General features: G+C 69.4%; 20 protein-coding genes and 2 pseudogenes. 8 read left to right on the top strand and 14 right to left on the bottom strand.

All coding sequences use genetic code 11. The features are described 5' to 3' along the window. Nucleotides 1-48 precede the first annotated feature (48 nt). From NLX86_RS13345 to NLX86_RS13305, 9 genes are all read right to left on the bottom strand, one after another. Entirely contained in the window at nucleotides 49-936 is an 888-nt protein-coding gene (locus tag NLX86_RS13345; protein ID WP_254371865.1) for a DUF5936 domain-containing protein, read from the bottom strand. A gap of 34 nt (nucleotides 937-970) precedes the next feature. Next, complete coding sequence (locus NLX86_RS13340) at nucleotides 971-1,909, bottom strand: type II secretion system F family protein (protein WP_254371864.1); 939 nt, start codon at nucleotides 1,907-1,909, stop codon at nucleotides 971-973. Between the two features lie 91 nt (nucleotides 1,910-2,000). Beyond that, nucleotides 2,001-3,338, bottom strand: coding sequence for a CpaF family protein (locus NLX86_RS13335; RefSeq protein ID WP_254371863.1), 1,338 nt, complete (start codon nucleotides 3,336-3,338; stop codon nucleotides 2,001-2,003). A gap of 102 nt (nucleotides 3,339-3,440) precedes the next feature. Then, on the bottom strand, nucleotides 3,441-3,848 hold the full coding sequence (locus tag NLX86_RS13330; RefSeq protein WP_254371862.1) for a TadE/TadG family type IV pilus assembly protein: 408 nt from the start codon (nucleotides 3,846-3,848) through the stop codon (nucleotides 3,441-3,443). Beyond that, on the bottom strand, nucleotides 3,845-4,216 hold the full coding sequence (locus NLX86_RS13325; protein WP_254371861.1) for a TadE family protein: 372 nt from the start codon (nucleotides 4,214-4,216) through the stop codon (nucleotides 3,845-3,847). Before NLX86_RS13325 ends, NLX86_RS13330 begins: the two co-directional genes overlap by 4 nt. Continuing rightward, complete coding sequence (locus NLX86_RS13320; RefSeq protein WP_254371860.1) at nucleotides 4,213-5,493, bottom strand: AAA family ATPase; 1,281 nt, start codon at nucleotides 5,491-5,493, stop codon at nucleotides 4,213-4,215. The genes NLX86_RS13325 and NLX86_RS13320 overlap by 4 nt, the downstream gene beginning before the upstream one ends. 7 nt (nucleotides 5,494-5,500) lie before the next feature. Next, nucleotides 5,501-6,211, bottom strand: coding sequence for a Flp pilus assembly protein CpaB (gene cpaB / locus NLX86_RS13315; RefSeq protein WP_254371859.1), 711 nt, complete (start codon nucleotides 6,209-6,211; stop codon nucleotides 5,501-5,503). A gap of 8 nt (nucleotides 6,212-6,219) precedes the next feature. Next, nucleotides 6,220-7,074: a hypothetical protein gene (locus tag NLX86_RS13310; RefSeq protein WP_254371858.1), complete on the bottom strand. Its 855-nt coding sequence runs from the start codon at nucleotides 7,072-7,074 to the stop codon at nucleotides 6,220-6,222. A 352-nt stretch (nucleotides 7,075-7,426) separates the two neighbouring features. After that, nucleotides 7,427-7,570, bottom strand: coding sequence for a hypothetical protein (locus NLX86_RS13305; RefSeq protein ID WP_254371904.1), 144 nt, complete (start codon nucleotides 7,568-7,570; stop codon nucleotides 7,427-7,429). A gap of 92 nt (nucleotides 7,571-7,662) precedes the next feature. Between NLX86_RS13305 and NLX86_RS13300 the strand changes: the two genes are divergently transcribed. From NLX86_RS13300 to NLX86_RS13290, 3 genes and pseudogenes are all read left to right on the top strand, one after another. Next, a complete protein-coding gene (locus NLX86_RS13300; RefSeq protein WP_254371857.1) occupies nucleotides 7,663-8,949 on the top strand; it encodes a transposase in 1,287 nt (428 codons plus the stop codon). A 65-nt stretch (nucleotides 8,950-9,014) separates the two neighbouring features. Continuing rightward, nucleotides 9,015-9,263: pseudogene (locus NLX86_RS13295) on the top strand (chitinase); the annotation flags it as partial. Nucleotides 9,264-9,409: 146 nt separating this feature from the next. Further along, on the top strand, nucleotides 9,410-10,498 hold the full coding sequence (locus NLX86_RS13290; protein ID WP_254371856.1) for a PDDEXK nuclease domain-containing protein: 1,089 nt from the start codon (nucleotides 9,410-9,412) through the stop codon (nucleotides 10,496-10,498). Here the strand turns inward: NLX86_RS13290 and NLX86_RS13285 are convergent. Beyond that, nucleotides 10,455-11,819, bottom strand: a complete 1,365-nt coding sequence (locus NLX86_RS13285; protein WP_254371855.1) for an Nramp family divalent metal transporter — start codon at nucleotides 11,817-11,819, stop codon at nucleotides 10,455-10,457. The genes NLX86_RS13290 and NLX86_RS13285 overlap by 44 nt on opposite strands. Nucleotides 11,820-11,971: 152 nt before the next feature. Between NLX86_RS13285 and NLX86_RS13280 the strand changes: the two genes are divergently transcribed. Continuing rightward, nucleotides 11,972-13,318 carry a M14 family metallopeptidase gene (locus NLX86_RS13280; RefSeq protein ID WP_254371854.1) on the top strand — a complete coding sequence of 449 codons (1,347 nt, stop codon included), beginning with the start codon at nucleotides 11,972-11,974 and terminating at the stop codon, nucleotides 13,316-13,318. 200 nt (nucleotides 13,319-13,518) lie between these two features. Here NLX86_RS13280 and NLX86_RS13275 read toward each other — a convergent pair whose 3' ends face one another. Then, entirely contained in the window at nucleotides 13,519-14,280 is a 762-nt protein-coding gene (locus tag NLX86_RS13275) for an IclR family transcriptional regulator (RefSeq protein WP_254371853.1), read from the bottom strand. A 244-nt stretch (nucleotides 14,281-14,524) separates the two neighbouring features. Here NLX86_RS13275 and NLX86_RS13270 point away from each other — a divergent pair, with 244 nt between their 5' ends. Further along, nucleotides 14,525-15,823: an alanine racemase gene (locus tag NLX86_RS13270; protein ID WP_254371852.1), complete on the top strand. Its 1,299-nt coding sequence runs from the start codon at nucleotides 14,525-14,527 to the stop codon at nucleotides 15,821-15,823. 11 nt (nucleotides 15,824-15,834) lie between these two features. Further along, nucleotides 15,835-16,949: pseudogene (locus NLX86_RS13265) on the top strand (amidohydrolase family protein). 83 nt (nucleotides 16,950-17,032) lie between these two features. On the opposite strand, the gene NLX86_RS13260 reads toward NLX86_RS13265, so the two are convergent. Both NLX86_RS13260 and NLX86_RS13255 read right to left on the bottom strand, forming a co-directional pair. Then, nucleotides 17,033-17,752 (bottom strand): cation transporter, encoded by a 720-nt coding sequence (locus tag NLX86_RS13260; protein WP_254371851.1) that lies wholly within the window; start codon nucleotides 17,750-17,752, stop codon nucleotides 17,033-17,035. Continuing rightward, the gene (locus tag NLX86_RS13255) at nucleotides 17,752-18,087 is read right to left on the bottom strand and encodes a helix-turn-helix transcriptional regulator (RefSeq protein ID WP_254371850.1); all 336 of its coding nucleotides are present in this window, start codon (nucleotides 18,085-18,087) and stop codon (nucleotides 17,752-17,754) included. The genes NLX86_RS13260 and NLX86_RS13255 overlap by 1 nt, the downstream gene beginning before the upstream one ends. Nucleotides 18,088-18,147: 60 nt before the next feature. Here NLX86_RS13255 and NLX86_RS13250 point away from each other — a divergent pair, with 60 nt between their 5' ends. After that, nucleotides 18,148-18,519, top strand: coding sequence for a DUF3703 domain-containing protein (locus tag NLX86_RS13250; RefSeq protein ID WP_254371849.1), 372 nt, complete (start codon nucleotides 18,148-18,150; stop codon nucleotides 18,517-18,519). Nucleotides 18,520-18,706: 187 nt separating this feature from the next. After that, nucleotides 18,707-19,537: an arylamine N-acetyltransferase gene (locus NLX86_RS13245; RefSeq protein ID WP_254371848.1), complete on the top strand. Its 831-nt coding sequence runs from the start codon at nucleotides 18,707-18,709 to the stop codon at nucleotides 19,535-19,537. Nucleotides 19,538-19,541: 4 nt separating this feature from the next. Here the strand turns inward: NLX86_RS13245 and NLX86_RS13240 are convergent, their stop codons facing one another. After that, nucleotides 19,542-19,943 (bottom strand): ATP-binding protein, encoded by a 402-nt coding sequence (locus tag NLX86_RS13240; protein ID WP_254371847.1) that lies wholly within the window; start codon nucleotides 19,941-19,943, stop codon nucleotides 19,542-19,544. Between the last annotated feature and the right edge of the window lie 29 nt (nucleotides 19,944-19,972).

Here is a 19,972-nt window from a genome sequence, read left to right as displayed (position 1 = left end):
CTACGGCTGAGTTGTATCGTCATGGGCCCGGCACCTCGCCTCTCACCGTCAGCCCCCCGTGATGGCGCCGAAGTCGACGTCCGCGCCGTAGACGAAGCCGCAGACGAGCAGGATCAGCGTCCCCGGCAGCATGAACGTGGTGACGGCGAAGGTCGCCTTCGGTACGGCCTTGGACGCCTTGCGGCGGGCGTTCTGCGCGTCGGTGCGGCGCATGTCCTCGGCGATCTGGATCAGCGTGTCGACGATCGGGGCGCCGAGCTCCTCGCCCTGCTGGAGGGCGGTGACGAACTGCGCCACCTGCTCGGAGTCGTTGCGCTTGCGCAGTTGCTGGAACGCCTGCCGGCGGCCTACGCCCATGTCCATCTGGCGCAGCGTGATGCGGAGTTCGTCCGACCAGGGGCCCTTGTACTTCTCGGAGACGCGTTCCAGCGCCTGCCGGAAGCCGAGTCCGGCGCTCACCACGACCGCGAGTACGTCGAGGAAGTCGGGCAGGGTCCGCTCGATGTGGTCCTTGCGTACGCGGATCGCCGACCAGATGCCGACCTCTATCCAGAACAGGCCGAAGGCGATCATCAGCAGAGACAGGACGACCTGTCCGCGGATGATCATCGAGAAGGCGCCGAGGAGGCCGAGGAAGCCGTAGACCGCGCGGCGGGCGGCGTAGCGGTCGATGGTCAGGCCGGCCGGGTTTCCGGCCATGTCGATCTGCTTGCGCTTCTTGTTGACCCGCTTGGGTCCCATCATCCGCAGCACGGTGGGCGCCCACCGCATGCCCAGCCGGTCGATGCCGGAACCGACGGCGGTCGTACGGGAGGAACCGACCTCCAGCGCGATCGCCAGGTCTCCGGGGAGCTTGGCGTCGGCCCGGTACATCCGGATGCCGTGGATGGCGCCGATGACGCTCAGGCCGACCACGAATGCGAGCAGCAGTCCCATGTCCGCCCTCCCTCCCTCAGATTCCTCGGATTCTTCAGACGTCGATCTTGGACAGGCGGCGGATCACCGCGAAGCCGACCGCGTACAGGGCGATCGAAATGATCACGGCGGCCTGGCCGATCAGGGCGCCGGTCATACGGTCGAGCGCGCCCGGCATGATCGCGTCGAGGAGGAGCAGCGAGCCGAGGCCGAAGACCGGAATCGCGTATGCCGTGACGGTCACTTGCGAGAGCTGTGTCCTGACCTCGCGCCGCGTCTCCTTGCGCTCCTCCAGCGTCACGGTGAGGTTGCGCAGCGAGCCGACGATCGCTCCGCCCGCACGGTTGGAGAGGACGAGGGTCGTGACGAGGACGACGAGTTCGCGTGACGGGAGCCGTTCGGCCAGCTCGCCCAGGGCGTCGTCGATGGAGTGGCCCACCGCCAGGCGGTCGGCGACCCGGGAGAGTTCCTCGCCGGCTGGGGCCTCCAGCTCCTCTGCCGCCATGCTGATCGCCGTACGCAGCGCGAGACCGGCCTGAGTGGCGTTCGCGAGGATGCGGGAGAGTTCGGGGAGCTGGTTGATGAACTTCTCGATGCGCTTGTTGCGCTGCCAGTTGAGGAAGGCGTTGGCCGCCCAGAGCCCGATCAGGCCGGCCACCGGGCCGAAGAACGAGGCGAGCATGGAGGCCGCGACCAGCCACAGACCGGCGACGCCCGCCACCATGTAGACGAAGAACTCGCCCGGGGTGAGGTCCAGGCCCGTCGCGGCCAGCTTCAGTTCGATCCGCTTGCCGAGGGCGGTCCTCCGCAGCCGCCGGTCCACCCCACGGAACCGGCGCTCGCGGCCGGCCGCGGGCAGCTGGCCGGTCATCGAGAGGCGGTCGACCAGGGCCGCGCGCTGTGCCTGGCCCGAGGAGTAGGCATGCACGCCCATGACCACGAGGACGCCGCCCAGCAGGGTGACGCCGATCGTGAGTAGCGCGATGTTGTTCATGGCTGTTGATCAGCTTCCTGGTCGGCTTCGGCTTCCTGGTCGGGCGGTCCGCTGGTTGTCCAGTTGCCCAGTTGTCCAGTTGGCTGGATGGCTAGATGGCTTCTCTGGTGGCGAGTTGGTCCTCGGAGGCGGCGACCCCGTACGCCTGCGGGATCGGCTGGTTGTTCATGTAGAGCCGTTCGGCGATGCGGCGCGGGAGCGGGTAGTACTCGAAGTGCCCGTAGACCCTGCCGTCGGCGGCCATCGGCTCGGCAACGAAACGGCACACGGAGGTGATACGGAAGGGATCACGGCCGTGCGAGTCGATGATCGCGATCTCGGTGATCCGGCGGGAGCCGTCGCCGTGCCGGGTCAGCTGTACGACAACGTCGACCGCGCTGTTGATCTGGTCCTGGAGCGCCTCGAACGGCACCTCCACCTCCGACATCGACGCCAGGGTCTGCAGCCGCATCAGCGCGTCCTCCGCGCTGTTGGCGTGGACCGTGGCCAGCGAGCCGTCGTGGCCGGTCGACATGGCCTGGAGCATGTCGAGCGTCTCGCCGCCGCGGACCTCGCCGACGATGATGCGGTCGGGGCGCATACGCAGCGAGTTGCGGACCAGGTCGCGGATGGTGATCTGGCCCTTGCCCTCGACGTTCGGCGGGCGGGTCTCCAGTCGGATGACGTGCGCCTGCTGGAGCTGGAGCTCGGCGGAGTCCTCGATGGTGATGATGCGCTCGCCCTCGGGGATGAGGCCCGAGAGGGCGTTGAGGAGGGTCGTCTTGCCGGTGCCGGTGGCGCCCGAGACGATGACGTTCATCTTGGCCTGGACGAGTCCGGAGAGCAGCAGCAGCATCTGGTCGTCGAGCGAGCCGAGGTTGATCATCTCCCGCAGGGTGAACGCGCGGGGGAACCGCCGGATGGTGAGGGTGGGGCCGGTGAGGGAGAGCGGCGGGATGATCACGTTGACGCGTTCGCCGGACGGGAGGCGGGCGTCGACCATCGGATTCGCCTCGTCCACGCGGCGGTTGACGGTGGAGACGATGCGTTCGATGGTCTGCATCAGCTGCTCGTTGGACGCGAAGCGCAGCGGGAGCTGCTCGACCCGGCCGGCCCGCTCGACAAAGATCTGGTCCGGGCCGTTGACCATGATTTCGGAGATCGACGCGTCTTCGAGGAGGGGTTCCAGGACGCCGAGCCCGAGCGCCTCGTCGACGACGCGGCGGATGAGTTGTGAGCGCTCGGCAGTGGAGAGCACCGGGCCCTCGCGGCTGATGATGTGGCCCAGTACGCGCTCCAGGCGCGCCCGCCGCTCGGCCGTCGCGAGAGAGGACATCTCGGCGAGGTCGATCTCCTCGAGGAGCTTGGCGCGGTAGGAGGCGACCAGGTGGCCGTCCTCCCTCCCCCCGCTGTGCTCGTCGGGGGCGGTGACGCGTGCCCGCAGACTCATGGGTGCACTCCTCGGACTCCTCGGATTCCCTCGTTCTCGTTCTCGGTCTCGTTCTCGTTCTCGTTACTCGTTCTGGCGGTACTGGGCGCACTGGCGCGCTGTTCAGTCGCGGGGCATCGTGGACGATCGCTTGGCGGCTCCGAAGTCGAACATCGGGATGAGCGACGGGATCTGGACGGTGGCCGTGTACGTGGCCTCGTCGCCGAACGCTCCGCCCTCCAGCTCGGTCCCGTCCGCCAGCCAACCGCTGATCGCCGCCTTTCCGGCCGCTTCCGGATCGGCCGCCGGATCGTCCTGGCCGGCCACGCGGGCCGCGGTTCTGGCCGCCGTGCTCGCCTGCGACATGGCGTAGCCCGCGATACCGACCTGGATGGCGATCAGCGCGACGATCAGCAGCAGCGGGATGAACCCCACGTACTCGATGGCCACCTGACCGCGCTCCCGGCCCGCCCGACCGCGCTCCCGGCCCGCCCGACTGCGCTCCCGGCCCGCCTTCCTGCTTCCGCTCATGGCGTCTCCTTCGCAGCGCCCGCCTCGCCCTCCACGGCCATCGGGAAGTTGAGTACCCCTGGTACCAGCACGGGGACGTGGAGCGTGGCCCTCGCCCTGACGATGCCGCCGGCCTCCTCGCAGCCGCCTTCGATGTCCCAGGCGTCCGGCAGATCCTCCGCCATGGCCGCCCCGCAGTCGTCCCCCACCGCACCGGCCCGAGCCCCCATGTCCGCCGCGTTGCCCGCGAGGCTGAAGGTGTAGCCGATCAGTGCGCACTGCCACAGCACCACCAGCATGAAGATGATCAGCGGTGTGACTCCCACGAACTCGATTGCGGTCTGACCTCGGTCGGAGCGCAATCGCCGGTCGGTTCGTACGTCCCTCACTCGGTTCGCCTCCTCGGTCCTGCCGGGGCGCTGCCGGCCCCGCGCCGCCGGATGCCGATCGAGCCCCGGTCATTGCGGAACTTGCCTGACTTCTCCGGCCCTTCGGGCACCTTTACCAGGCCCAGCTCCCCGGCCAGCCCCCACAGCGCCTGCTTCACCACGCTCTTGCTGTCAAGGTCCTGCACGCGGCCGGCGTCGACCACCGCCTGGAGTTCCTTGAAGTTCGCCGGTACGGGGGTACGCGCCACCCGGGTCTTGGTGATCTTCTCGATCAGGGAAGGCTGGATCTCGGTGTTCCTCGTGTAGCGGTTGACCACGGTCACGGTCTCCTCCGCCTTGCGCACCTGGAGCCGCTCCCACATGCGCACCATCCGCTTGGCGGCCCGCACCGCCACCACGTCCGGCGTGGTCACCAGTACCGCCACGTCGGCCATCTCGATCGCCGCGGCGTTCGCGCCGTTCATCTGGGTGCCGCAGTCGACGACCACGACCTCGTAGCGGTTGCGCACCGCGCTGACGATCTGGCGGGCGGCCCGGTCGTTGACCTCCTCGCCGCGTTCGCCCTCGCCGGGCGCGAGCAGCAGCGCGAGCCCCGTCGTGTGGTCGTACACCGCGTCCTGGAGCACCCGCGGCGAGATGTCCTGGATGCCGGCGAGGTCGGCGATCGAGCGGCGGAACTGCACATCCAGGTACGAGGCGACGTCGCCCGCCTGGAGGTCCATGTCCACCAGCGCCACGCGCCGGCCCGACGCCTGGGCGGCGAGGGCCAGGTGTACGGAGGCGAAGGTCGTGCCGACCCCGCCCTTGGCGCCGGTGACGGTGACCACGGTGCCGCCGGGGCCGGTGAAGACGTCACCGCCCTTGCCGAGGTGGCGGCGTACGCCGACGGACCACTGGGCGGCGGCCTGGACCCGGGCGGCCAGTTCCTCGTACGACAGCGGCAGGCCGATCAGGCCGCGGGCACCGGAGTCCATGGCGGCGGAGAACACAGCGGGGCCGGCATCCGTGGTGACGAGTACGACGCCGACCGCCGGGAAGCGGAGGGCCACCTCCCGGATCAGCTCCAGGGCCGGGACCGGACCGATCCGCTCGTGTACGAGTACAACCTCGGGCAGTTCGTCGATCGACTCCCCGGCCAGCCGGGCGAGGGTGTCGAGCAGTGAGGTGGAGTCGGCGACGGGTGCGGCCGGCTCGGCGTTCGGGAGCTGGCTGAGGAGGGTGGTGATGGACCGGGCGGCGTCGGGGTCACCGACGGCCGGGAGGATGCGAGTGGTCATCCGAGCCTCACTTGTCCCCGTCAAGGGTGTAGGTGCGTTCGCCCGGGAGGAGCGAGGTGTCCGATCCCGGGGCCAGCAGGGCGAGGCGCACGTGCTCGGCGAAGGACTCCGCGTACGCGACCCGCTGGACGTCCTTGGTGGGGAGGGCGAAGGTGATCGGCACCGCCTCGGTGGCCTGCTGGCGGCGCCGGTCGCTGTCGCCGGGCTCCAGAGGCGTGAGCCGGCCGACGTCGACGACCCGGGCGTTGGCCACGATGATCACCGAACGGGACGGCAGGCCCTCCTTCTCGCCCGGGAAGGTGGCGAGGATGTTGACCTTGTTGCCCGGTCTGATCTTGCCTGCCACTCCGGTCGCCGCGTCGATCATGATGGCGATTTCCTGCTCGCCCGCCTTGAGTTCGGGCTCCTTGACGATCATGTCCGTCTGGAGCAGGGAGCCCTTCTTCAGGGGGGTGACGGCGATCTTCCCGTTGACGACGGAAAGGTCGGTCACGGCATTCGCGGAAAGCCACCGCTTGGGCATCCGGATTTTCTCGAACTGCCCTTCCTCCAGACTGTCGTACGCCGGGATGTCGCTCTTCAGCCGGTACGCGGACACCTCGGGTCCGACCTTCGAATTCACATCGCTGATCACCGAGAGAACGCCGGCGAATGCGCCGAAGGCGCAGAGGACCGACAGGAGCAGCAGGATGATGCCGCGGCGCTGGCGTGAGTTCATGGACCGGACTACCTCGATTTCACGGCGGGCAGGGGCTGCGGCGGGGCAAGTGGTGAGGAGCAGAACCCGCAGCGGTCTCCTATGAGTTCGAGACCGCACCAGCGGCACTTCTCGCGCCTGACGGACGACACCAGCTGGTAGAGGACCGAGATGTCGGGGATCGCCGCCGCGAACTCGATCAGCCGGGGCGTCGCCCACCAGCCCGCCGAGTCGGCGGGGAGCAGGGTCTCCTGTACGCCCTGGACCTGCCAGGCGGGGGCGAGCGTCTCCGTGACCCAGTCGGACTGGAGCTGACCCTGCGCGAACAGCAGATGCGTACCGAATTCGGGTCCTGTGAGGACGCCGGCGGCCGGGCCGCCCAGCTTGATCAGCTGGGGGGTGGGATTGGCCAGTACGGCGAACTGGGATCCGGGCACCCAGGACTTGGCGTGGGACTTGAGACTGACCGGTACGCGGTCGAGTCGGGCGACCGAGCCGAGCAGTGCGCCGGCGTAGATGTAGTGCGAGAGCAGCCGGGCCGCGGAGGCGATTACTCCGGGGCTGAAGTCGCAGATCGACAGCTGCCTCAACTGCCGTACGAGCAAAGCGATTCCGAGCGGCGGGAGATCGAGTTCCAGCAGTGCGACGCGGTCGCTCTCCAGAATGCAGCGGACGGTGTGCAGTCGTTGCGAAACGGCCGCCGGGAGTGCGGCCGGGTAGAGGGCGACCACATACCCGTGCTGTTCGAGCAGGGAGTTCATTTCGGCGAGCGAGCCTTCGAGAGGCAGCTTGTCGGGGGACTTGAGTACGGCGGCCAGGGGCGTGTGCGGGTCCTGGGGAGGCAGCACCAGATCGGCACTGGTGACGGCTATCGCGATCGGCACGTCTCGTTCCCCCCGGAAGTAGTCGCGGCGCTGCCCATCAGGGGAACACCTGCGCCGGTGGTCGGGTCGGCTCGGGTCGCGCCGCCGTCGCCGTCGCCGTCGCCGTCGCCCCAGCGGTGTCCTCCTGCACCTGCACTTTATCCGTGTCTTACGCAGGGAGAACCCCCAACTTTGCGGTATTCACGCGATCTTGGCCGGGGGTCGACGGCCATATACACGCAGGGTCGGCATAACGGTCGGTGCGAACGTGATCCACAGAGGGTGAGGGGCGGTATGCAGCGGGGAGGCCCGCGATGTCCCGTCCTCCGTCCGGTCGACATCCACCTGACTGCCCTCCCGCGTCAGCACCCGATCAGCGGTCGGCGCCACCACTTGCCTGCGGCCCACGCCTCCACCCCATCTCCGCGACGGTCAGGCGCACGAACCGGCCGTCGAGCGGGACTTCCAGGCGGGTGAGATGAACATCGGTGAACACGTTACGCCGGTATCTGGTCACGAAGACCAAGTGTGCGTGCATCAGGAAAGCACAGGGGTTTCCTGTCCGAATCCGGGTCGCATCAGCCGTAAACCAATGCTAAATTCCGGCACGTGAAGGCAGACATGGGGCGCCGGTACCGGTTGTATCCCACGGTGGATCAGGAGCAGGTCCTGACCGGGTGGGGGCATAAGGCACGCGCCCTATGGAATGTGGCCCTCGCGCAGCGCGTCCATGTGTATGAGCAGCGCGGTCGGACGGTCCGGGCTGTGGAGCAGTGCCGGTATCTCACCGAAGCTCGCGCCGAGAGCGAGCTGGCCTGGCTGGCCGAGCTGCCCGCACAGGCCGGCCAGCAGGTACTGCGGCGTCTGGACGCGGCATACGACAACTTCTTCAATCCCGAACACGCGGCGAAATTCCCGGCGTTCAAGAAGCGGGGGAGCCGTCTGTCCATCCCGCTGCCGGGGCAGGCGGTCGTGGTGCGCAAGCTGAATCGACACTGGGCCGAGGTGCGCCTGCCAAAACTGGGCTGGGTTCGCTTCCGCCTCTCTCGGCCGCTCGGCGGCACCATCCGCAACGCCACCGTCTCCCGGGACGGGGCCAGCTGGCACATCGCCTTCGGCGTCGCGACCGGGATCAAGGCGGCGGCACCGAACGGCAAGCCGGGCTGCGGCGTCGACTTCGGCGTGGCCGCCTCCGCGTATGTGTCCACCGAGACCAAGCCGCGCATCAAACCCCCGGGCCTGACCGACCACGAGCGGGCCCGACTGCGTCACCTGGAGCAGCGCAAGGCCCGCCAGCTCACCCACGCCAAGAAACAGAACGCAGGCAAGTACGGCAACCGGCTGCGCCGCACCATCGCACAGATCGCGAAACTGAAGACCCGGGAAGCCAACCGGCGCCAGGACTTCACGCACCAGCTCACCACCGATCTCGCCAAAAATCACGGCTTCGTCGGTATCGAGGACCTACGCGTGACCAGTATGACCGCCAGCGCCAAAGGCACCCCCCAACAACCAGGCCGCAAAGTGCGGGCCAAGGCCGGACTCAACCGCTCGGTCCTGGACAACTGCCCCGGTGAACGCAGGCGACAACTGGACTATAAATGCCGCCTGTACGGCTCCGAGCTGCGCACAGTGCCGCCATTTCAAACCTCGCAGACCTGCGCGGCATGCGGGAGAGTTGATCCGGAATCCCGCAAGGGCTGCGGCAGGTTGTTCGCTTGTGTGCGCTGCGGGCACGAGGACGACGCGGACCACAATGCCTCGGTGGAGATCGAGGCCCGAGCCCGCCGGACGGGTGGCTCGGACATCAACAGCACGCGCAGGCGCCGCACGGTGCCGAGTCCCGCCCACCAGCGGAGGCGGACGCGTGAAACCCAACCGGCCACTTACTCGTAGCCGAAGGGAATCTTCCGGCTCCAGCCGGGAGAGAATCGTCAATGGCAGAACTTCAACAACGGAGCCTCGCCCCGTCGCAGGTCGGACTCGGCCTGCCGGCCTCACCGAGCCGGGCGGGCAGCGGCTATGTCTCCCCGTCCGTCGTGAACAACGCGCTGGACTGCCTGGCCCGCGGCACGAACTGCGGATCGTTCAAGCCGGCCAAGACCTACCCGGGCCTGCGCGGCGCGATGACCTGGTCCACGAACTGGGACGCGAAGGCGGGCAACGCCTGGTCCAACGCGGTCGGACCGCACGTCCACAACCTCCCGTAACCCCCGCACACAGCAGCGCCGCCGCTCCCCCGGCGGCGCTGCCGAGCGTGCGACCGCGTCAGCCCGCGGACCCCGACTTCACTCGTATGGCGGAAAGATCCATTACGGACAGCGACGGCCGAGCGCACCCGTGTGAATGTGTGCATGTGACAGACGCACATGCGGCCAAGCCCGCCCTCCCCGCACCCGCCGGCGAACTGCCGACAGGCTTCTTTGAGTTGATCGACGACCTCAAAGCGATCGTCAGCCAGGCGCACGTCCGCGCCCAGCTCAAGGTCAATACAGAGATGATCTGCATGTACTGGGACATCGGCCGGACGCTGCTGGATCGACGGGAGAGGGAGGGGTGGGGCGCCAAGGTCATCGATCGGGTGTCGGTGGAGCTCAGGACGGCGTTCCCGAACCAGCGGGGCTTCTCGCGCACCAACCTGAAGTACATGCAGCAGATGGCCCGGCTCTGGCCGGAGTCAATTGGCCAGCAAGTTGCTGGCCAATTGCCCTGGGGCCACCTCCAGCTCCTGATGGACAAGTGCAAGACCCGCTTCGAGCTGGATTTCTACGCCCAGCACGCCGTCCACTTCGGCTGGTCGAGGAACCGGCTCGACACCGAGATCCTCGGCCGGCTTCACCTCACCCAGGGCGCCGCGGCCAACAATTTCGACGTCACCTTGCCGGAGCAGTCCGCAGCGGCTACCGAGGTGGTCAAGGATCCGTACCACCTCGACTTCACCCGGCTCACCAAGGATCACTCGGAGCGCGACCTCGAGGATGCCCTCGTCGCCAACCTCGTCCAGTTCCTCACCGAGCTGGGAGTCGGCTTCGCGTTCGTGGGACGCCAGTACCCCATCAAGGTCGGCGACCAGGAGTACCGGATCGACCTGCTCTTCTATCACTGCAGGCTGCACCGGTACGTCGTGATCGAGCTCAAGACCACGAAGGCCGAGCCCGAGCACATCGGCAAGCTCGGCTTCTACGTCACCGTCGTCGACGACCTGGTCCGCGACAAGGAGCGTGACGACCCCACGCTCGGGATTCTCATCGCGAAGAGCCGGCATCCGGGCATGGCGGAGTACGCCCTGCAGAGCAACAACGCCCCACTCGCCATCAGTACGTACGCCGCCCTGCCCGAGGAGATGCGCGCGCTGCTGCCCAGTGCCGAGGATCTGTCCCGCGTCGCCTATGGCGTGCCGGTCACCACGGAAGCTCCCGTACCTGCTGGACGCAGAGGACAATGAACAGCAGGCCCGCCGCCGCGAGCATGACGTTGCTCAGGATGCCGTTGCGCCATTCCGGCGGAGTACGGGTGGAGTTGAGCAGCCAGATCAGGGTCAGCGCCAGGAAGGGCATGAAGAAGGCGCCCAGTACCCCGTAGACGACGACCAGGCCGAAGGGCTGGTCCAGCCAGAGCAGGGCCATCGGCGGGAACGTCAGCCAGAGCAGATATGCCCGGAAGGGCAGCGAACGCTCCTTCGTACCAGCCGCTACCTCCTCCACCGTGCCCCGGTCCACGGGGACGCCCCGGCGGTCCCGCCGGACCCGCTCCACAAAGTCCGCGAACATCAGGCTGACGCCGTGCCAGACGCCGATGAGCGAGGAGAAGGACGTGGCGAAGAAGCCGATCAGGAACAGCTTGGCGGTGGCCGTGCCGTAGCGGTCCTCGAGGATCACGCCGAGGTCGATCAGACCCCGGTCGCCCTTGGTGAGCGCGAGACCGGAGGAGTGCAGCAGCTCGGCACCGACGATGAGCATGGCGACGACGAAGATGCCGGTGGTGATGTACGCGACCCTGTTGTCCAGGCGCATCACCTTCATCCAGCCGGAGTTGGTCCATCCCTTGGCGTTCACCCAGTACCCGTACGCCGCCATGGTGATGGTGCCGCCCACCCCGCCGATCAGCCCGAGGGTGTAGAGCAGGGAGCCGTCCGGCAGGACGGGGACCAGGCCCGCGAGGGTGGCGCCCAGGTCGGGGCCGACGCGGATCGCGACGTACACGACGACCACGAACATCACGCCGATCAGCAGCGTCATGACCTTCTCGAAGACGGCGTACTGGTTGAACCAGACGAAGACGAGCCCGATCAGGCCGGCGATGATCGCCCAGGTCTTGAGGCCGGGCCCGTCGGGGAACAGCGCGACGATGGGCAGGGCGCTGGACGACATCGCCGTCGCGCCGTACACGAAGCCCCAGATGACGACGTAGATCGCGAAGTAGACCGTGGTCCACCTGCCGATGCTGTGCCAGCCCTCGAAGAGGGTGCGGCCGGTGGCGAGGTGCCAGCGGCCGGCCGCCTCGGCGAGGGAGATCTTGACGAGGCATCCGATGACGGCGGCCCACATGAGGGTGTAGCCGAACTTGCTGCCCGCGATGAGCGTCGCGACGAGGTCCCCGGCGCCGACGCCCGTCGCCGCCACGACAATGCCGGGACCGATGTATTTCCAGCTGGAGGCGCGCGGCGGGGAGATGATCCCTCCCGTGTCCTTTTTCCCCCCTGGCGCCTCTCCTGGCACCCCTCCTGTCGCGCTTCCCTCCGCGCTGCCTTCCGTGGTGTCCGTCATCTCCGGCCGCCGCCTTCCCACTCGCCCCCTGGTGTGACTCGGGTCACCCAAGCGTCGCGCGGCCGAACACGCAAGGGGGCATGCCCCCTTGACCGGAGCATGCCACGCGCGCACGCTGTGCGCGGAGCCACCCCCACACTCCAGGAGAATCCATGCGCCTTCGCATCAGAGGAAGAAGAGCCGCCACCCTTACGGCCTTACTGGCCCTCGCAGTTGCCGCCCCGCTCACCGCCACATCCACCGGCACCGCCACCGCCTCACCCCCGTCCCAGCCGTCCACGGCGACCGCCGACGAGGACATCAGGCAGTACGAGATCCACGGCCCGTCCACCGTCGCCGCCCGCACCGCTCTCGCCGCCACCGGGGTGTCCATCGACGAGGTGGACGACCACTCGGTCGTCGTCAGCGCCGACGCCGCGGAGGCCAGGAAGCTGCGCGCGCTCGGATACGTACTGAAGGCGCTGTCCGGACCGCCGGAGCGCAGCGCCGGACTCGCCGCCACGCCGCTGGACTTCCCGCCGGCCGACTCGAGGTACCACAACTACGCCGAGGCCGCGGCCGAGATCAACCAGCGCGTCGCGCAGTACCCGAGCATCATGAGCAAACGGGTGATCGGCAAGTCGTACCAGGGCCGGGACATCGTCGCGATCAAGATCAGCGACAACGTCGCCACGGACGAGAACGAGCCCGAGGTCCTCTTCACCCATCACCAGCACGCGCGCGAGCACCTCACCGTCGAGATGGCGCTGTACCTGCTGCGCGAGTTCGGCGAGGACTACGCGACCGACACGCGGATCAAGAACGCCGTCAACAGCCGCGAGATCTGGATCGTGCCGGACCTCAACCCGGACGGCGGGGAGTACGACATCGCCTCCGGCTCGTACCGCAGCTGGCGCAAGAACCGGCAGCCCAACGCCGGTTCCAGCTACGTCGGTACGGACGAGAACCGCAACTGGAACTACAAGTGGGGCTGCTGCGGCGGTTCCTCCGGCAGCAAGGGCTCCGACACCTACCGGGGCGCCGCCCCCGAGTCCACGCCCGAGGTGAAGGCCGTCTCCGACTTCGTCCGCAGCCGGGTCGTCGGCGGGAAGCAGCAGATCAAGGCCGGCATCGACTTCCACACGTACAGCGAACTGGTGCTCTGGCCGTACGGATACACCTCCGCCAACACCGCCCCCGGCCTGACCCAGGACGACCGGGACGCCTTCGCGGCCGTCGGCCAGAAGATGGCGGCGAGCAACGGCTACACGCCCGAGCAGTCGAGCGACCTCTACATCACGGACGGGTCGATCGACGACTGGCTGTGGGGCAGCCAGAAGATCTTCGGCTATACGTTCGAGATGTATCCGGAGGGCTTCGGGGGCGGCGGCTTCTACCCGCCCGACGAGGTGATAGAGCGCGAGACCAGCCGCAACCGGGACGCGGTGCTGCAACTGGTCGAGAACGCGGACTGCATGTACAGGTCCATCGGCAAGGAGCAGCAGTACTGCACCGGTTGAGGTCCGATGGTCCGTACGTGCGTGAGGGGCGCCCCGGGATGCTGTTCATCCTGGGGCGCCCGTCTGTGCGCATGCACGTCGGCAAGTCAGTACGTGGGTACGCCGGTACGCCGGTACGCCGGTAAGTCAGCCGAGGGAGAACCTGGCCGGCGGGACGGTGTGGGTGGCCGGGGCGAGCGCGGTCTTCGCGAGCTTCTCGGTCATGCGGTGTCCTTCTGTGGTGCGGTTCCTGAGTACTCCCGGCTGATCGCGTCGGCGGTGCGGCGCACGAGGGGGAGGAGGGTGAGGAGTTCCTCGGCGGTGACGACGACGTTCGGCGCGCAGACCGACATGGCGGCGACGACGCGGCCGTCCGCACCGCGGATGGGGGCCCCGATGCAGTTGATGGACTCCTCGTGGCCACCGAGGTCGGTGGCCCAGCCCTGTTCGCGTACGGTCGCCAGCTCCTTGAGGAAGGCGGCGGCGTTCGGGATCGAACGGGGCGTGTACATGGGGTAGTCGAGCTTCTCGGCGAGTGCGCGCCGCTCGGCATCCGGGAGGTCGGCGAGCAGCAGCTTGGCGACGGCGGCGACGGTGATCGCGACGGGCTTGCCGATCCGGGAGTACATCCGGACCGGGTAGCGGCTCTCGACCTTGTCGATGTAAAGGACGTCGTTCTCCTCGTACACCGCGAGGTGGACGGTGTGGCCGCAGCTCTCGTTGAGCGCGGTGAGGTGCGGGTGCGCGATCTCCCGTACGTCGAGGTTCTCGACGGCCTCCTGGGCGAGGACGAAGAGGCGGGCGCCGAGGCGGTAGCGCTGGTCCTGCTGGCGGTAGACGAGGCCGTGCTCGTGCAGGGTGCGCAGCAGGCGCAGGGCGGTTGACTTGTGCACGCCGAGGCGGTCGGCGACCTGCCCGAGGTCTGCGGGCCCTTCCGCCAGCAGCGGCAGGATGCTCAGCGCACGGTCGACTGTCTGGCTCATACGGTACGTACCTCCACCTGGTCCTCCCCTGCCCCTGCCGCGGTCCAGCCGGGGCCGAGGGCGGGGGTGGTCACTGTTCCTCAGGCTCCTCTTTCCGGTCTTTCCCGTCTTTCCGGTCTGTCCGGGTCCGCCGCGGGCACCATTGACCCGCCGTTGGCTCGGATGTTAGACAGCGGTCTGCAAAATGCGCAATATGCGTTGCAGAGAGTGCAACGCAGCCGATGCAACTCCCTGGAGGACCCCCATGGCTGCCGACACCCCGGCCGGAACCCCCGTAGGACGACTCGCCCTCGAACCGGCGGACCACCGCTTCAAGGCCCTCCCCGCGGACGCCGAAGCCGCCGGGCTGACCATCGGCGCCCTCGCAGCCGAGCGCCGGAATCTGTTCACCGGCGGGTTCACCACCCCCGTACTGGCCCTCTCCGCCGAGTCGCTCGAACACAACCTCGCGGCCCTGGAGACGTACGCCGAGCAGCACGGACTCGCCTTCGCCCCGCACGGCAAGACCTCCATGTCGCCGCAGCTCTTCGAGCGCCAGCTCGAGCGCGGCGCCTGGGGCATCACCGCCGCCGTCCCCCACCAGGCGCGCGTCTACCGCGCGTTCGGCATCCAGCGGATCTTCCTCGCCAACGAGCTCGTCGACGCCGCCGCCCTGCGCTGGCTGGCCGGCGAGCTCGACGCCGACCCCGGCTTCCGGTTCGTCTGTTACGTCGACTCCGTGCGCGGCGTCGAGCTGATGGACGCCGCCCTGCGCGACGCCGACGCCCGCCGCCCCGTCGACGTGGTCGTCGAGCTGGCCGCGGGCGACGGCGCCCGTACCGGCGCCCGCACCGACGCCGACTGCGCCGCGGTCGCCGACGCGGTCGCCGCGACCGGCACTCTGCGCCTGGTCGGTGTGGCCGGTTACGAGGGCGAGGTGCCGGACGCCGACAGCACCCGCGTCCACGCGTGGCTGCGCCGGCTCACCGCGATCGCTGCGGACTTCGACAAGGCGAGTCGATTCGCGGGGATCGACGAGATCATCGTCAGCGCGGGCGGCAGCGCCTGGTTCGACGCGGTGGCGGACGTCTTCGCGGAGATCCCGGCGCTCTCCCTCCCCGTACTGAAGCTGCTGCGCTCCGGCGCGTACGTCTCCCACGACAACGGCCACTACAAGCACCTCACCCCCTTCAACCGGGTCCCCGAGGAGGGCGCCCTGGAGCCCGCCTTCCGGCTGTGGGCCCAGGTCATCTCCCGCCCCACCCCCCAGCAGGCGTTCCTCAACGCGGGCAAGCGCGACGCCGCGTACGACCTCGGCCTGCCCGAGGCGCAGGTGGTGCGCGACGCCCGTACCGGCGAGATCCGCCCCGCCACCGGCATCACCGTCACCGGCCTGTCCGACCAGCACACCTGGGTACGGACGGACGAGTCGGCCACGCTCGAGGTCGGCGACTGGGTGGGCCTCGGCCTGTCCCACCCGTGCACGGTCTTCGACAAGTGGCAGCTGATCCCGCTGGTCGAGGCGGACGGCACGGTCACCGACTTCGTCCGTACGTTCTTCTGAGGGGTCCCGCCATGGAACTCCTCATCCGCGACGTACGCGTCATCGACGGCACCGGCGGCCCTTCCTATCGCGCCGATGTCGGACTCGACGGTGGCCGCATCGCTGCCGTCCGGTACGAGGGGAGCGGTCCGCGCCTCTCCGGCAGACAGACCCTCGACGCGTCCAGCCTCGCGCTCGCGCCCGGCTTCATCGACATGCACGCGCACAGCGACCTCGCCCTGCTGCGCGACCCCGACCACTCGGCGAAGGCCGCGCAGGGCGTGACCCTCGAAGTGCTGGGCCAGGACGGCCTGTCGTACGCGCCGGTCGACGACCGTACGCTCGCCGAGGTGCGCAAGCAGATCACCGGCTGGAACGGCGACGGGTCCGACATCGACTTCGACTGGCGGACGGTCGGGGAGTATCTCGACCGGCTGGACCGGAACTTCGGCCGCTGCTGCCCAGCTGGGCGAGCGAGGGCGGCCCGGAGGCGGTCCTGGCCCGGCTGCGGGACGACGAGACGGCCGAGAAGATCCGGTACGTCCTGGAGGAGGTCGGCGCGGACGGCTGCCACGGGGTGCCCATCGAGTGGGACACCGTCGAGATCTCCGGCGTCTGCGACCCGGCGCTCTCGGCGTACGTCGGCCGGCGGCTGGACGGCTGGGTCACCGCCCGCCGCCTTCTCCTCGACGACCGGCTCGGGTCGACGATCCTCCAGCACGTCGGCCACGAGGAGAACGTCCGCGCGATCATGCGGCATCGCGTGCATACGGGCGGCAGCGACGGCATCCTCCAGGGCGACAAGCCGCACCCCCGCGCGTACGGCACCTTCCCCCAGTACCTGGGCAGGTACGCGCGCGAACTCGGCATCCTCTCCCTGGAGGAGACGGTCGCGCACCTCACCTCCCGCCCGGCCGCCCGGCTCCGCCTCCCCGACCGGGGTCTCGTACGGGAGGGCTACCGGGCCGACCTCGTCCTGTTCGACCCGGAAACGGTCGCGGCGGGCTCGCCGTTCGACCACCCTCGCACCCTGCCGACCGGGATCCCGCATGTCCTGATCGACGGCCGCTTCGTGATCGAGGACGGAAAGCGGACGGATGTCCTGGCGGGCCGGTCGGTCCGGCGTACGCCGTCAGGACGGACCTGACAGGTTCTCCACCGGACAGGACCATCCTGGGGCCGGCGGGCGGTCGGCCTCGCCTCATTCCCGCCCCGCCCTCTGCGTGCTGGTCAGGTGCAGCAGGTACAGCCGGGGCGGCAGCCGCACGCGTCCGCCTCGGTGCCGGCGGACGGCACCGCCGCCGCGGTGGTGGTGGTGGGTGCGCAGCAGCCCTTGCCCTGCCAGGCGTCGCGGCCTTCCTTGACCGCGACGGCGGCGATGACCAGGGCGGCGATCGGGTCTGCCCAGGACCAGCCGAGGGTGGCGTTGAGGACCAGGCCCACCAGCAGGACGGCAGAGAGGTAGGTGCAGAGCAGGGTCTGCTTGGAGTCCGCCACGGCCGAGGCTGAGCCGAGTTCGCGTCCGGCCCTGCGCTGGGCGGCGGACAGGAACGGCATGATCGCCAGGGACAGGGCGGCGATCACGATGCCGGGTACCGACCGCTCGGCCTCGCCGGCGCCCGTCAGCGCCCGCACGGCGTCGACGCCCACGTAGGCGGCGAGCGCGAGGAAGGAGAGCGCGATGATCCGCAGGGTGGTCTTCTCCCTCGCCTCGCGCACCGCGTGGTCGCGGGCCGAGAACTGCCAGGCGACCGCCGCGGCGGAGGAGACCTCGATGACCGAGTCCAGACCGAAGCCGATCAGCGCGGTGGAGGAGGCGATCGTGCCGGCGGTGATGGCAACGACCGCCTCGATGACGTTGTAGGTGATGGTTGCGGCGACCAGCAGCCGTATCCGACGGGCCAGCACGTCGTCGCGGGCCGGGGCGGGCTCCAGCGATATCGCGGTCATCAGCAGCACCCCTTCTCGTCGGCATCGACACAGCTCTTGTCGGCCTCGACCGCCAGCACTGCGGTGCGCAGGTCGTCCAGCGCGTGCCCGAGGCGCTCGTCGGCCAGCTCGTAGCGGGTGCGGCGGCCCTCGGGCACGGCCACGACCAGGCCGCAGTCACGCAGGCACGCCAGGTGGTTCGACAACCGGGTGCGCGAGATACCGAGGGTGTCGGCGAGATCGGACGGGTGGGCCGGGGCCTCGCGCAGCGCGAGCAGCAGCCGACAGCGGATCGGGTCGGCCAGCGCCCGGCCGAACCGGGTCAAGGCGTCAAGGTCGGTGGCGAGGGTCAGCATGGACAAGACGATACATGGATGCTTGAATCCACGAAATCCTGAACTGTTTGGAGGCTTGCCGTGTCCCGCCGCACCCCCATGCCCGTGCCCCTGCTCCAGGCGTTCACCGCTGAGATGACCACCGCCCGCACCCCGGGGCCGGCACCTCAGCGGTGGCGGGCTGCCGAGCGCGCGCACATCCTGTCCCAGCCCTGGCCGTGGCCCCATACCCGCACCCACGCGGTGATGCTCCGCCTCGCCGTCCGGGACCGCGACCTGCGCGAAGTCCTCGGGCAGCTCGTGCGCCTGGCGGTCGCCGCCCCCGGTTCGGCGGCCGGGAAGTACCCCGACGGCAACACCGGCCGCACGCGGGCCGGGCTGACGACCCCCATGCCCATCCCCGACGACCTCGCCGCGCTGCTGCGTGATGCGGGGATCGTCCTGCGACCGTGACAGCTCAGCGCCTGCCATGGCGAGGCGGCCGGGCTCCGGCCGGTCGATGGGCACCTCGACGCTGCCGGGGCCACTGCCGGTGGTCCGGAAGCGTTCCCAATCGAAGCCGGCCTAGGACCAAAGGAGGAAAGCGGGTCACCACGTGGGCCGAGGCGGGGCCCGTGGGGGGGTGCGTAGGGTCAGCCGCATGGCCGATACAGAGAACACCCCGCAGCTGGACCTCGACGCCTACCTGGACCGGACCGGCTGGTCCGGGGAGCGCCGGGCGGACGCGGAGACGCTGCGATCGCTGCACCTCGCCCATATGTACGGCATTCCGTTCGAGAACCTGGACCCGCTCGCCGGCTCCGCGCCCTCCCTCGCCCTGCCCGACCTGGAGGCGAAGCTGATCCGCGGCGGGCGGGGCGGCTACTGCTACGAGCACAACACCCTCCTCACCGCCGTACTGGAAGCCTTCGGCTTCGGCGTCACGCGCCTGGCCGCGCGCGTCCGGCTCGGCGCCGACGGGGCGATCCGGCCGCGTACGCACATGCTGCTGCTGGTCGACGTGCCGGGCGAGCCGGGCCCGTACATCGCGGACGTCGGCTTCGGCGCGTCCGGCGCGCTGCTCGAAGCGGTCCCGCTGGTCGCGGACACCGAGTTCCGGGACGCGGGCCGCCGGCACCGGCTGGTACACGAGACGCACAACGGGCCGCTGGAGCTGTGGGTGCTCCAGACGTACGAGGACGGCGCATGGACGGACCAGTACGCGTTCACCCTGGAGCCGTTCGAGGCCCCCGACTTCGAGGTCATCAACTGGCACGTCGCGACGAACCCCCGCTCGCCGTTCCAGCACCTGCTGTACGTGCAGCGCACCCTGCCGCACCTCCATCGCGCACTGTCCGGCCGCCACCTGGTCGAGACATACGCGGACGGCACCCGCAAGGAACGGGACCTGGCCGACGCCGAGGAGGCGCGGCAGGTCCTCACCGCCGACTTCGGCATCGCTGTCCCGGAGGGCCTCCAACTGTCGGTCTGAGCGGTCAGCCCGCCGGCACCGCCAGTTCAAACCACACGGTCTTGCCGATGCCGCAGTCCCGCGGGCTCGCCCCCCACGCGTCGGCCAGGGCGCCGACGAGAGCGAGCCCGCGCCCGGACTCGTCGTCGGGGCCCGCGGATCTCGGCTGCGGCAGCACGTCGTTGGCGTCAAGCACCTCGACCCGCAGCGTGCCGTCGGTGAGGCCGCAGCGCGCCCACACCTCCCGCCCCGGCGGGACGCGCGCATGACGGCAGGCGTTCGTCATCAGCTCGCTGAGCAGCAGGACGGCCGTGCCGGCCAGCTCGTCGGAGACCTTCCACTCGCGCGCCTGCGCGCCGAGAAGCGCACGGGCCCGGCCCACGCTGCGGGGAGTGCGCGGAAACCGCCACTCAATGTGCTGATTCATGGCTCATACGGTGCTGGTGCAGGCATAGC

The sequence above is a fragment of the Streptomyces sp. A3M-1-3 genome, from assembly GCF_024213665.1.
In the GTDB taxonomy this organism is placed as follows: domain Bacteria; phylum Actinomycetota; class Actinomycetes; order Streptomycetales; family Streptomycetaceae; genus Streptomyces.
This window is presented reverse-complemented; position numbering and strand designations above follow the sequence as displayed.

Excerpts from the sequence above, each read along its gene's own strand:
- NLX86_RS13260 (WP_254371851.1), bottom strand. The coding sequence starts at position 17,752 with ATGACCGCGATATCGCTGGAGCCCGCCCCGGCCCGCGACGACGTGCTG.
- NLX86_RS13275 (WP_254371853.1), bottom strand. The coding sequence starts at position 14,280 with ATGAGCCAGACAGTCGACCGTGCGCTGAGCATCCTGCCGCTGCTGGCG.
- NLX86_RS13335 (WP_254371863.1), bottom strand. The coding sequence starts at position 3,338 with ATGAGTCTGCGGGCACGCGTCACCGCCCCCGACGAGCACAGCGGGGGG.
- NLX86_RS13245 (WP_254371848.1), top strand. The coding sequence starts at position 18,707 with ATGGCCGATACAGAGAACACCCCGCAGCTGGACCTCGACGCCTACCTG.
- cpaB (WP_254371859.1), bottom strand. The coding sequence starts at position 6,211 with ATGAACTCACGCCAGCGCCGCGGCATCATCCTGCTGCTCCTGTCGGTC.
- NLX86_RS13340 (WP_254371864.1), bottom strand. The coding sequence starts at position 1,909 with ATGAACAACATCGCGCTACTCACGATCGGCGTCACCCTGCTGGGCGGC.
- NLX86_RS13320 (WP_254371860.1), bottom strand. The coding sequence starts at position 5,493 with ATGACCACTCGCATCCTCCCGGCCGTCGGTGACCCCGACGCCGCCCGG.
- NLX86_RS13280 (WP_254371854.1), top strand. The coding sequence starts at position 11,972 with ATGCGCCTTCGCATCAGAGGAAGAAGAGCCGCCACCCTTACGGCCTTA.
- NLX86_RS13330 (WP_254371862.1), bottom strand. The coding sequence starts at position 3,848 with ATGAGCGGAAGCAGGAAGGCGGGCCGGGAGCGCAGTCGGGCGGGCCGG.
- NLX86_RS13255 (WP_254371850.1), bottom strand. The coding sequence starts at position 18,087 with ATGCTGACCCTCGCCACCGACCTTGACGCCTTGACCCGGTTCGGCCGG.
- NLX86_RS13240 (WP_254371847.1), bottom strand. The coding sequence starts at position 19,943 with ATGAATCAGCACATTGAGTGGCGGTTTCCGCGCACTCCCCGCAGCGTG.
- NLX86_RS13345 (WP_254371865.1), bottom strand. The coding sequence starts at position 936 with ATGGGACTGCTGCTCGCATTCGTGGTCGGCCTGAGCGTCATCGGCGCC.
- NLX86_RS13285 (WP_254371855.1), bottom strand. The coding sequence starts at position 11,819 with ATGACGGACACCACGGAAGGCAGCGCGGAGGGAAGCGCGACAGGAGGG.
- NLX86_RS13270 (WP_254371852.1), top strand. The coding sequence starts at position 14,525 with ATGGCTGCCGACACCCCGGCCGGAACCCCCGTAGGACGACTCGCCCTC.